This window comes from Rhizobium sp. RU36D, from assembly GCF_900176345.1.
Classification (GTDB): Bacteria; Pseudomonadota; Alphaproteobacteria; order Rhizobiales; family Rhizobiaceae; genus Allorhizobium.
This window is the reverse complement of record NZ_FWXU01000005.1, coordinates 282317-294176: the sequence shown is the minus strand read 5'-3', so window position 1 is coordinate 294176 and position 11860 is coordinate 282317. Positions and strand designations below refer to the sequence as shown.

The window sequence follows — 11860 nt, the reverse complement described above, 5'->3', positions numbered from 1 at the left end:
GCCGGGCGCAAGTTGACCGTCGACATTGACCCCCAGTCCGACAGTCCCTGCGCCACAATTTCCGCAGGCTCCCCGCCCGGCAAGCTGTCCGACGGGCGGCACACATCCGCTCCTTGAGCCCCGGCGACCGTGCCGGAGCCTTCCATAAACCTGAACCCTGCAACCGGCAGCCCTTTCCAAGGCCGCCGGATGGGCGTCGTCATTCCAAAACAACCATGCGGAGAGGGCTTCGCAATGAACATATCAAGATTTTTCGTCGACAGACCGGTCTTTGCGGCCGTGCTGTCGATCCTGATCATGGTGGCAGGCCTGATCGGCATTCGCTCCCTGCCGATTTCGGAATATCCCGATGTCGTGCCGCCATCGATCGTCGTGCGCGCCGTCTATCCCGGCGCCAACCCGACCGTCATTGCCGAAACGGTGGCGACGCCGCTCGAAGAGCAGGTCAACGGCGTCGAAGACATGCTCTACATGTCGAGCCAGGCCACATCGGACGGCGTTCTCACCCTGACTGTCACCTTCAAGCTCGGCACCGATCCGGACAAGGCCCAGCAATTGGTGCAGAACCGCGTCGCCCAGGCAGAACCGCGTCTGCCGGCGGAAGTGCGCGCCCTCGGCCTCACCACCGTCAAGAGCTCGCCCGACCTGATGATGGTCGTGCATCTGGTCTCGACTGGCGATCGCTATGATCTGACCTATCTGCGCAACTATGCGACCCTCAACGTCAAGGACCGGCTGGCGCGTATCGAGGGCGTGGGCCAGGTGCAGGTCTTCGGCGCAGGCGACTATTCCATGCGCGTCTGGGTCGATCCGCAAAAGGCAGCCGAACACCAGCTCGCCGCCAGCGACATCACCAATGCCATCCGCGGTCAGAACGTCCAGGCCGCCGCCGGCACGATCGGTGCGTCTCCAAGCCTGCCAGGTGTCGACCTGCAGCTCAACGTCAATGCCCAGGGCCGCCTGCAAACGCCGGAAGAGTTTGGCAATATCATCGTGAAGAGCGGTGCAAACGGCGAAATCACCCGCCTGCGCGACGTTGCCCGCATCGAGCTGGGTGCCGCCGACTACACGCTGCGCTCGCTGCTCGACGGCAAGCCCGCGGTCGCCATCCCGGTCTTCCAGGCACCGGGTTCGAATGCCATCGCCATCTCCGACCAGGTGCAGGAGACCATGGCGGAGCTGAAGAACGCCATGCCCGAGGGCATTGGTTACGAGATCGTCTATGACACCACGGAATTCGTGCGCTCCTCGATCGACAAGGTGGTCGATACGCTGCTCGAAGCCATCGCGCTTGTTGTCATCGTCGTCATCATCTTCCTGCAGACCTGGCGTGCCTCGATCATCCCGCTGATCGCCGTGCCCGTGTCGATCATCGGCACCTTCGCTGTCATGTATGCCTTCGGCTTCTCTATCAACGCGCTGACGCTGTTCGGCCTGGTGCTGGCCATCGGCATTGTGGTCGATGACGCCATCGTCGTTGTCGAAAACGTCGAGCGCAACATCGAGAACGGGCTCACGCCTCGAGAGGCCACATACAAGGCGATGCGGGAGGTTTCCGGCCCGATCATCGCCATTGCCCTGGTACTGGTCGCGGTCTTCGTGCCGCTCGCCTTCATCACCGGGCTCTCGGGTCAGTTCTACCGCCAGTTCGCGCTGACGATTGCCATCTCCACCGTCATCTCGGCCATCAACTCGCTGACCCTGTCCCCGGCACTCGCAGCGCTTCTGCTCAAGGATCACCATGCCAAGAAGGACTGGCTGACGCGGGGCATGGATTTCATCCTCGGCTGGTTCTTCCGCGGTTTCAACCGGATGTTCGGTGCGGCCTCAAATGGCTATGGCCGCAGCGTGAGCGGGCTTGTCTCGCGCAAGAGCCTGGTCATGATCATCTATCTCGCCCTGGTTGGCGCGACCTACAGCATGTTCAATGCCGTGCCGGGCGGCTTCGTGCCGGCGCAGGACAAGCAATACCTGATCGGCTTTGCACAGTTGCCCGATGGCGCAACGCTCGACCGCACGGAAGAGGTCATCAAGAAGATGAGCGACATTGCTCTCGCCCAGCCGGGTGTGAAGAACGCGCTGGCCTTCCCCGGCCTGTCGATCAACGGCTTTACCATCGGTTCGAACGCCGGCATCGTCTTCGCCGTGCTGGATGATTTCGAGGAACGCAAGTCGCCGGAGCTTTCGGGCGGTGCCATCGCCATGGCGCTGAATCAGAAATATGCCGGCATCCAGGATGCCTTCATCGCCATGTTCCCGCCGCCGCCGGTCAACGGTCTCGGCTCCACCGGCGGCTTCAAGCTGCAGATCGAGGATCGCGCAGGCTTCGGCAACCAGGTCCTGGATGAGACGACCAAGGCTTTCATCGCCAAGGCCTATCAGACACCGGAACTGGCCGGCATCTTCTCGAGCTTCCAGATCAACGTGCCGCAGCTTTATGCCGATCTCGACCGGGCAAAGGCCGAACAGCTCGGCGTCTCGGTCTCGGACGTGTTCGAGACGCTGCAGATCTATCTGGGTTCGCTCTATGTCAACGACTTCAATGCTTTCGGCCGCACCTACAGTGTCCGGGTGCAGGCCGATGCCAAGTTCCGCGCCAAGGCGGAGGATATCGGCCAGTTGAAGGTTCGCTCGCACACGGGCCAGATGATCCCGCTTGCGGCCTTGCTGAAGGTGGACGCCACGACCGGCCCGGAACGCACGACCCGCTACAACGGCTTCCTGGCGGCCGACATCAATGGTGGTCCGGCGCCGGGCTACTCCTCGGGCCAGGCCCAGGCAGCGATCGAGCGGATCGCCGCCGAGACGCTTCCCGCCGGCATCGACTTCGAATGGACCGACCTGACCTACCAGCAGATCCTGGCCGGCAATTCCAGTATCGTGGTCTTCCCGCTCGCCCTGCTGCTGGTCTTCCTCGTGCTGGCGGCGCAATATGAAAGCCTGACGCTGCCGATCGCGATCATTATGATCGTGCCGATGGGCGTGCTGGCGGCGCTCACGGGCGTCTGGCTGACCGGGGGCGACAACAACATCTTCACCCAGATCGGGTTGGTGGTGCTGGTGGGGCTATCGGCGAAGAACGCAATCCTGATCGTGGAATTTGCCCGCGAGCTGGAATTCGAGGGCCGCACACCGGTGAAGGCCGCAATCGAGGCGAGCCGCCTGCGCCTGCGTCCGATCCTGATGACGTCGATGGCCTTCATCATGGGCGTCGTGCCGCTGGTGATCTCCACGGGCGCGGGTGCGGAAATGCGCTCGGCCATGGGCATCGCCGTCTTCTCCGGCATGATCGGCGTGACCTTCTTCGGCATCTTCATGACGCCGGTCTTCTACGTGCTGGTGCGCAAGCTGACCGGCAACCGGCCACTGGTGCAGCATGATCGCCAACCGGCCAATAGCCAGAACACGGTGGAAGAGGCGCACCCGCTGGCCGCCGAATAAGCCATCTTGCCGGGGGCGGTTCATCCCGCCCCCGGTCCAAGTCTTTATATTGTCGGCGCCAACGACTATATCCCGCCAAAGATCAAGACATAACGCTGCAGTTTTGAGCCTGCGCATCGGTGGTGACATGAAGAAAATCGGCTTTCTCTCCTTCGGGCACTGGACACCATCGCCCCAGTCGCAGACGCGCTCGGCCTCCGATACGCTGCTGCAGTCGATTGAGCTTGCCGTCGCCGCTGAAGAACTCGGTGCTGACGGCGCCTATTTCCGCGTTCACCATTTTGCCCGCCAGCTCGCCTCGCCATTCCCGCTGCTCGCCGCGGTCGGCGCTCGCACCAAGCGGATCGAGATCGGCACCGCCGTGATCGACATGCGCTATGAAAACCCGCTCTATATGGCGGAAGATGCCGGGTCCGCCGACCTGATTTCCAAGGGACGGTTGCAGCTCGGCATCAGCCGCGGCTCGCCGGAACAGGTGATCGAGGGCTGGCGGCATTTCGGCTATGCGCCCTCGGAAGGCGAAAGCGATGCGGACATGGCCCGGCGCCATACCGAAGTCTTCCTCGAAGTGCTCAAGGGCGAGGGTTTCGCCCGTCCCAATCCCCGGCCGATGTTCCCCAACCCGCCGGGCCTGCTGCGGCTGGAACCTCATTCGGAAGGCCTGCGGGAACGCATCTGGTGGGGTGCAAGCTCCAACGCCACCGCTGCCTGGGCGGCAAAGCTCGGCATGAACCTGCAAAGCTCCACTCTCAAGGACGACGAGACCGGCGAGCCGCTACACATCCAGCAGGCCAAGCAGATCCGTGCCTATCGTCAGGCCTGGAAGGAGGCCGGCCACACGCGTGAGCCGCGCGTCTCTGTCAGCCGCAGCATCTTCGCCTTGGTGAACGACATGGACCGCGCCTATTTCGGCCAGTCAGGCAAAGATCAGGATTCCATCGGCTTCATCGACGAGAAGACGCGGGCGGTTTTTGGCCGCTCCTATGCCGCCGAACCCGACAAACTGGTGGAACAACTGTCCAAGGACGAGGCGATTGCCGAGGCCGATACGCTGCTCCTCACGGTGCCAAACCAGCTCGGCGTGGACTACAACGCTCATGTGATCGAGGCGATCCTGACCCATGTCGCCCCGGCGCTCGGCTGGCGCTGATCACAACGCAAGTGGGCTCCGGCAGTCCGCGCCTAATCGAGATCCTGACGGGTGATCGGCGCTATCTGTGTCGAGTCCTCGCCATGATGAAAGGCGCGGGCGAGACGGAAGGAATGGGCAATCCGCAGGCCCCTATCCATGAAAACCGCGGCGACATCAGCGGGGCATAGGCGTTCCACCGTCTCCTGAAACAGCGAAAGCCAGCGCCGGAAATGCTCTTCCCCCAGGTCCGGCAAGGCGAGATGCGGCGGAAGCGGCTTGCCGTGATAGCGATCGGTCCTGAGCAGGGTCGATGACCAGAAGTCGCACATGCGGGCCAGATGCACGGGCCAGGCATCCGGAGCTATCGCTCCATTGAAAACCGGGCCGAGCAGAGGATCGCGCCGGATCTGATCGTAAAAGCCATGGACGACAGCGTGTATCATCGGCTCGTCCAAGACGTCTGGCAGCGGCTTGCCGTCAATGACAATGCTTCTGTTCGGAGCAGGCCGCCCCTTCATCGCTCTTTCTCCATACCCAAGCTTGCATGACCTTTGCGTGCCAACATAGACAGGGGCGGGTTAGCGGTTGCCCTGACCTTATAGAACCGGCTGATCCTGCTGGCGAGGCGCAATTGGCCGCAGCCGGAGCGTCGCTGTCATTCCCAGGCGATTGGCCGCCCGGGGCCATCAGGCCAATCGTCAGGAACTATCCCAAGTCCGGGGCGTTGTTTTCATATCCTACAACGAGAGGAGATTGAACATGGCCTATCAAGACACCGCAACGTTTGGCAATTCGACGGCCCGCAATGCGGACATCAAGGAAACCCATGACCTGATCGCCAGCGACAAGGTCGAAGGCACCCGCGTCTATGGCAGCGATGGCAAGCATATCGGCTCCATCGAACGCCTGATCATCGAGAAGCGGAGCGGCCGCGTTTCCTATGCGGTCATGAGCTTCGGCGGCTTCCTGGGTATCGGACATGATCACTATCCGCTGCCCTGGGCAAAGCTGACTTATGACGAAAACCTCGTCGGCTATCGCACCGACGTGACCAAGGAAATGGTCGAGAAAGCGCCTCGCTACGAGGACGACGACGCCTATTGGTCCAAGGACAATGGCCGTCGGGTCTACGACTATTACGGCGTGCCGCCATACTGGATGTAGAACATCCCAATCCAGAAGAAGGGTCCCAGTTTGGGGCCCTTTTTTTATGTTTGGCGAAGGTCTGATGCGGCGGTGCGATCACCGCCGCATTCTATACTCATGCGAGTTCTGGCAGGCCCTTCAGCAGCTTGTCCATCGTGATCGGATAATGCCGAACCCTGACGCCGGTTGCATTGTAAATGGCGTTGGCAATGGCCGCTGATACGCCGCACAGCCCTAGTTCACCCACGCCCTTCGCCTTCATCGGCGATGAATACGGATCTGCCTCATCAAGGAAGATGACCTCCTGATGGGGTATATCGGCATGAACAGGGACTTCGTATCCGGCCAGGTCATGATTGACGAAAAATCCGTGGCGGATATCGACGGCCAGTTCTTCCGACAGGGCGCCGCCGGCGCCCATGGTCATGGCGCCGATGACCTGGCTGCGGGCGGTGATCGGATTGAGGATACGGCCCGCAGCGCAAACGGCCAGCATGCGCCGGATCCGCGTTTCGCCCGTCGCGACATCCACGCCCACTTCGACGAAATGAGCGCCGAAGGTGGATTGCTGGTGGGTTTTCGTCAGGTCGCCCCATTCCATCTGGTCTTCGCCGACCAAGCCCTCCGCGCCGGCCGCCTCGGCCAGCGGAACCGCGCGGTTTCCGGATCGAACCTGGCCATTTTCAAACACGATATCCGAGGAATTGAAGCCAAGCCGGGCTGCAACGGCCTCCCGCAACTTCACGCAGGCCGCATAGACGCCTGAAGTTGCGGAATTCGCGCCGAACTGCCCGCCGGAACCTGACGAGACCGGAAAGCGCGAATCCCCGAGTTGCACCGAGACCTTGTCGACCGCGACACCCATCATCTCCGCCGCTGTCTGGGCGATGATGGTGTAGCTGCCCGTGCCGATATCGGTCATGTCCGTCTCGACCGTGATTGTCCCATCCTGCGCAAGGCGAACCCGCGCACCTGATGGCTCGACCAAGTTGTTGCGGAAGGCAGCGGCGACGCCAAGGCCGATAAGCCAGTTTCCCTCGCGACGCATTCCCGGAGGCTGGCGTCGGTCCCAGCCGAAGCGTTCCGCTCCCCGTTCCAGGCAACCGACGAGGTCGCGCTGCGAGAAAGGTCGCTCGGGATGTTCGGGATCGACATCCGTGTCATTGACGATGCGGAATTGGATCGGGTCCATGCCGAGCTTCTCGGCGATCTCATCGATAGCGATTTCAAGCGCCATCAGGCCGGGCGCCTCGCCGGGAGCCCGCATGGCGTTGCCCTCGGGCAGATCCAGCGTGGCAAGGCGCATGGCCGTCATGCGATTGGCGCCTGCATAGAGCAGCCGTGTCTGCATGACAGCGGTCTCGGGACCGCCGCCGGGCAGATCGCCGGACCAGCTTTCGTGACCAATGGCGGTGATACGACCATCACGCTCGGCACCGATGCGAATGCGCTGGATCGTTGCCGGCCGGTGGGTGGTGTTGTTCATCATGAAAGGCCGGGGCAATGCGACCTTCACCGGTCGCCCGGCAGCCTTAGCACCGAACGCTGCCAAAACCGCATCGGCCCTCAGGAACAGCTTGCCGCCAAAGCCGCCGCCAATGAAGGGCGACATCAGATGCACCTTGTCCTTGTCGATCCCCAGTGTCCGTGCAAGGTCGCTGCGCCACCAGTCGATCATCTGGCTGGAGGTCCATACCGTCAGTTCGTCGCCTTTCCAGGCAGCGATCGAGGCATGGGGTTCCATCATCGCATGGGATTGGTCCGGCGTGTGGTATCGCTCGTCCACAGTCACCGGAGCAGCGGCGAAGGCGGACGCAAAATCGCCGACCGCGGTATCCGGCTCGGTGGATTCGTCGGGCTTTTCTGCATTGCCGATTTCGGCGGCCAGATCATAGGTTCCCGGTGTGGCGGCATAGTCCGCCTTCACCAGGGCCGCCGCGCTGCGCGCCTGCTCGAAGGTCTCGGCCACGACGACCGCAATCGCCTGGTGATAGTGCTGGATCTCGCTGCCGCCGAAGAGCTTGGCGGTGTTGAACTTGCCCTTCTTGAGGTCGCCCACGTCAAGCGTGGTGACGACATCAAGCACGCCAGGCGCCGCTAGCGCCGCCGACGTGTCGATAGCAACGACGTGGCCCTTGGCGATGGCCGATCCCACCGGATAGCCATAGGCATAGTTGAGGCTCTGATCATGCCATTCATAGGCATATTTCGCCCGGCCTGTGGTTTTCAGTTCGCCATCGACGCGATGGATGGGCTGACCGACGACCTTCATCTGGTCGATCGGGTTGGTGGTCGCTGGTGTATCAAACTTCATGTCTCAACCCCTTGCTTCCAAAAGCACCGCACCAAGCGTCCGCTCCACGAGATCGATCTTGAAACGGTTCTGCTCCGTGGGCCGGGCATCGGCCAGAAGTGCTGCCGATACGGCCCGCGCACCGCGCGACAGCTCCTGGTCGGCCGCCTCAAGCCGCCACGGCTTGTGCGCGACACCGCCGACGGCGATTTTCCCGGTGCCGTCGGGCAGAATCACCGCGCCGACCGAGACGATCGCAAAAGCATAGGAAGCGCGGTCACGAACCTTGCGGTAGATCTGTCGTCCGCCCACAGGCGGCGGCAGCACAACCGATGTGATGAACTCGCCCTGTTCCAGGACGGTTTCGATATGCGGCGTCTCGCCGGGAAGGCAATGAAAGTCGGCAATCGGGATGCTACGGGTGCTACCGTCGCCCTTCACCGTCTCGACTACCGCATCAAGGGCTCGCAGCGCCACGGCCATGTCGCTCGGATGCGTCGCGATACAGGCCTCGCTGGTGCCGACGATGGCGAGTTGGCGGGTGAAGCCGCCAATGGCGGAACAGCCGCTGCCCGGCTGGCGCTTGTTGCAGGGCTGGTTAGGATCATAGAAGTAAGGACAGCGCGTGCGCTGCAGCAGGTTGCCTGCCGTCGTCGCCTTGTTTCGCAGCTGACCCGAGGCGCCGGAGACCAGCGCGCGCGTCAGCAGCGCATAGTCGCGGCGCACCGTCTCATGTGCTGCGAGATCGGTGTTACGCACCATTGCGTCGATCCGGAGGCCACCATCTGCCGTTGCATCAATAGTATCCAGGCCAAGCCCGTTGACATCAATGAGGTGGGTCGGCGTTTCGATCTCAAGCTTCATCAGGTCCAGCAGGTTGGTACCGCCGGCGATGAATTTGGCGCCGGGGTTTGCTGCTGCCGTCGCTGCTGCCTGCTCGACGGAAGTGGCCCGTTCATAGGTGAACTCTCTCATGCCCGAACTCCCGCAACATCGGTGATGGCATCGATGATGTTGGAATAGGCGCCGCAACGACAGAGATTGCCACTCATGCGTTCGCGTATTTCCTCTGGCGTAACCGCCGCAGGAGACATCAGATCACCGGTCACGTGGCTTGGAATATCAGCCTTGATTTCCTCAAGCACGGCAATGGAGGAACAGATCTGGCCCGGTGTGCAATAGCCGCATTGAAAACCGTCATGCTTCACAAAGGCAGCCTGCATGGGATGCAGGTTCCCGGGTTCTCCAAGGCCCTCGATCGTGGTGATGTCATCGCCCTCATGCATAACAGCCAGCGTCAGGCAAGAGTTGATCCGCCGACCATTGACCATGATGGTGCAAGCCCCGCATTGCCCATGATCGCAGCCCTTCTTCGTGCCGGTGAGGTGCAGATGCTCGCGCAGCGCATCCAGAAGCGTGGTTCTATTGTCGACGGAGAGCGATCGCGCCTCCCCGTTGACAGTCAAGGTTAGATTGGTCGAACTTGTCACTGTGTCTCCCCGTATCGGTGCTGACGCTGCCTCGCCGCACTAAGACAGTCACGGCCGTTCTAACAAGTAGGCCCCGGATAGAAAGTTCCAACTGCCTATTGTCCGAATGAAGGCTCGACCTCCATACCTGAGGCTGCGCCGCGCCGACGGAGCGTGGTTTAAGCCGAAACCGATCACAGCGACGCCATGATGCCGCCGTCCACATAAAGCACGTGGCCATTGACGAAGGACGAGGCATCCGAGGATAGGAAGATGCAGGCGCCCACCAGTTCTTCCACCTGTCCCCAGCGGCCTGCCGGCGTGCGTTTTTCCAGCCAGGTGGAGAAGGCCGGATCGGCGACGAGCGCGGCATTCAGGGGCGTATCGAAATAGCCGGGCGCAATGGCGTTGCATTGCAGTCCATATTTCGCCCAATCCGTCGCCATGCCCTTTGTCAGGTTTCCGACGGCGCCCTTCGTAGCGGTGTAGGGCGCTATACCCGGCCGCGCAAGCGCCGTCTGGACGCTGGCGATATTGATGATCTTTCCGGCACCGCGCTTGATCATATGGCGGGCGACCGCCTGGCCGACATTGAAAACGGTGGAGATATTGGTCTTCAGCAGGCGCTCGAAGGCATCGGCCGGGAAATCTTCCAGCGGCGCGCGATGCTGCATGCCGGCATTGTTTACGAGAATATCGATGGCGCCCGTCTCGTCTTCGAAACGGTCGACCGCCGTTCTGACGGCCTCATGATCCGTGGCATCGAAAGCGAGGGAATAGCCGGCGCCAATCTCGCGGCGGGCGGCCTGAAGCTTGGCTTCGTCGCGACCGTTCAGGATGACCTCGGCACCAGCGGCCGCCAAACCTTTGGCCAGAGCAAAGCCTATGCCCTGCGACGAGCCGGTGACGAGCGCACGCTTGCCGCTCAAGTCGAAGAGTTGGATGCTCATGAATGCCTCCTGATGCTTGCGGGAAGAACGACGATGTCATTTTGAAACCGCCTCCTCGAATCCTCGTCCATTCCCGCAATAGCGCATCAGCAGCCGGGGTGCACCCCTATCAGCACGACACCATGATGCCTTCCGTCCCTATTGACCGCTCAACCCCGTCCCAGCAGCCAGAATCCGATCAAGCGCCGCCGTGAACCGGTCGACCTCTTCCAGGGTGTTGTAGTGGACCATGGAGACCCGGAGCATGCCGCCGTGGTCGGTCAGGTCAAGATACTCTGCCAGCCGGCGGGAATGGAAATCACCGAAACGGATGGCGATGTTTTCACCGTCCATCGCGGCGCAGATCGCCTGGGCTTCCCGACCATCAAAACGAAACGCGATGGTGGGAACACGCTCGCCGTTGCGGTTCACGGACTGGCCGACGATCCGGCAGTCATTGCGGGAGCGCAGATAGTCGAGCAGCCTATCGGCCAGCAGGTTTTCCTGCGCCGTGATCGCCGCAAAGGCCGCTTCGATCTTCTGCCGGGTCGATCCGCTTTCACCCGTACGCTCGCCGAGAGCTGTGAGATAGTCCACGATGCCGCAGGTCGAATAGGCAAGCTCGTAATTGGGGTTTCCGGGCTCCAGCTTACCCGGCACTTTGTCCTTGCCGTAGAAGTAGTGGTAGAGCGTATCGAGCTCTAACAGCAGGTCATAGCGTCCATACATCAAGGCGTAATGCGGACCATAGGTCTTGTAGAGGCTGAAGACATAATAATCGACGTCGAGAGCCTGGACATCGACGGCACGATGCGGCGCATAGGCCACCGCATCCACGCAGATCTTGGCACCGCGGGTATGCACGAAGTCGGCGATCTCGCGGATCGGATTGATAGAACCCAGGATGTTGGAGACATGGGTGACGCAGACCATGCGGGTGCGCTCGCTCATCAGCGGTGCGAGATCGGCGAGGTCAAGCGACAGGGTATCTTTGTTCAGCGGCCAAAATTTCAGCGTGATGCCGCGCTCCTGCAGCCGGTCCCAGGGGCCGATATTGGACTCGTGATCGCTGACGGTGACGATGATCTCGTCGCCCGGCGAAAGCTGGCTCTGCATGGCCCTCGCAAGATTCTGCAGCAAGGCGGTCGTCGAGCCACCGAAGACGATTTCCTCCGGCCGCGCGGCGTTCACAAGATGCATCGCAGCCGTCCGGGCCTCGTAGAGCGCCCGCGCGGCATCCTGGGAAACAGCGTAGGATCCACCGATCTGCACATTCTTCTCGATGAGGAAGGTGTTGATGCGATCGATTGCGCCCTTCAGGATCTGCGATCCGCCGGCATTGTCGAATAAGGTCCAGCCGCGTGCGAGACCAGGAAACTGGCTGCGCACGAAATCGAGATCCAGTGGCGAAGTGGTGGCCATCCTTGTGGTCCTCCTGATGTTTTTCTTG

General features: G+C 61.7%; 8 protein-coding genes and 1 pseudogene. 3 read left to right on the top strand and 6 right to left on the bottom strand.

The annotated features are described in order from the left end of the window. Positions 1-234 precede the first annotated feature (234 nt). Positions 235-3441 (top strand): efflux RND transporter permease subunit, encoded by a 3207-nt coding sequence (locus B9A97_RS08990; RefSeq protein WP_084364919.1) that lies wholly within the window; start codon positions 235-237, stop codon positions 3439-3441. A 127-nt stretch (positions 3442-3568) separates the two neighbouring features. Then, entirely contained in the window at positions 3569-4591 is a 1023-nt protein-coding gene (locus B9A97_RS08985; protein WP_084364917.1) for an LLM class flavin-dependent oxidoreductase, read from the top strand. A gap of 32 nt (positions 4592-4623) precedes the next feature. Here the strand turns inward: B9A97_RS08985 and B9A97_RS08980 are convergent, their stop codons facing one another. After that, positions 4624-5016: a group III truncated hemoglobin gene (locus B9A97_RS08980; RefSeq protein ID WP_244564163.1), complete on the bottom strand. Its 393-nt coding sequence runs from the start codon at positions 5014-5016 to the stop codon at positions 4624-4626. A gap of 316 nt (positions 5017-5332) precedes the next feature. Here B9A97_RS08980 and B9A97_RS08975 point away from each other — a divergent pair, with 316 nt between their 5' ends. Then, on the top strand, positions 5333-5737 hold the full coding sequence (locus B9A97_RS08975) for a PRC-barrel domain-containing protein (protein ID WP_084364912.1): 405 nt from the start codon (positions 5333-5335) through the stop codon (positions 5735-5737). Positions 5738-5834: 97 nt separating this feature from the next. On the opposite strand, the gene paoC is transcribed toward B9A97_RS08975, so the two are convergent. From paoC to B9A97_RS08950, 5 genes and pseudogenes are all read right to left on the bottom strand, one after another. After that, the gene (gene paoC / locus B9A97_RS08970) at positions 5835-8033 is read right to left on the bottom strand and encodes an aldehyde oxidoreductase molybdenum-binding subunit PaoC (RefSeq protein WP_084364911.1); all 2199 of its coding nucleotides are present in this window, start codon (positions 8031-8033) and stop codon (positions 5835-5837) included. 3 nt (positions 8034-8036) lie between these two features. Further along, positions 8037-8987 carry an FAD binding domain-containing protein gene (locus tag B9A97_RS08965; RefSeq protein ID WP_084364909.1) on the bottom strand — a complete coding sequence of 317 codons (951 nt, stop codon included), beginning with the start codon at positions 8985-8987 and terminating at the stop codon, positions 8037-8039. Further along, positions 8984-9593: pseudogene (gene paoA, locus B9A97_RS08960) on the bottom strand (aldehyde dehydrogenase iron-sulfur subunit PaoA). Before paoA ends, B9A97_RS08965 begins: the two are co-directional and overlap by 4 nt. Before the next feature lie 82 nt (positions 9594-9675). Further along, positions 9676-10431 carry an SDR family oxidoreductase gene (locus B9A97_RS08955; protein WP_084364907.1) on the bottom strand — a complete coding sequence of 252 codons (756 nt, stop codon included), beginning with the start codon at positions 10429-10431 and terminating at the stop codon, positions 9676-9678. Positions 10432-10569: 138 nt separating this feature from the next. After that, positions 10570-11832 (bottom strand): cysteine desulfurase-like protein, encoded by a 1263-nt coding sequence (locus B9A97_RS08950; protein WP_084364905.1) that lies wholly within the window; start codon positions 11830-11832, stop codon positions 10570-10572. Positions 11833-11860 lie beyond the last annotated feature (28 nt).

Coding starts and splice junctions, on each gene's coding strand:
- B9A97_RS08950 (WP_084364905.1), bottom strand. CDS start 11,832: ATGGCCACCACTTCGCCACTGGATCTCGATTTCGTGCGCAGCCAGTTT.
- B9A97_RS08965 (WP_084364909.1), bottom strand. CDS start 8,987: ATGAGAGAGTTCACCTATGAACGGGCCACTTCCGTCGAGCAGGCAGCA.
- B9A97_RS08975 (WP_084364912.1), top strand. CDS start 5,333: ATGGCCTATCAAGACACCGCAACGTTTGGCAATTCGACGGCCCGCAAT.
- B9A97_RS08955 (WP_084364907.1), bottom strand. CDS start 10,431: ATGAGCATCCAACTCTTCGACTTGAGCGGCAAGCGTGCGCTCGTCACC.
- B9A97_RS08980 (WP_244564163.1), bottom strand. CDS start 5,016: ATGATACACGCTGTCGTCCATGGCTTTTACGATCAGATCCGGCGCGAT.
- B9A97_RS08985 (WP_084364917.1), top strand. CDS start 3,569: ATGAAGAAAATCGGCTTTCTCTCCTTCGGGCACTGGACACCATCGCCC.
- B9A97_RS08990 (WP_084364919.1), top strand. CDS start 235: ATGAACATATCAAGATTTTTCGTCGACAGACCGGTCTTTGCGGCCGTG.
- paoC (WP_084364911.1), bottom strand. CDS start 8,033: ATGAAGTTTGATACACCAGCGACCACCAACCCGATCGACCAGATGAAG.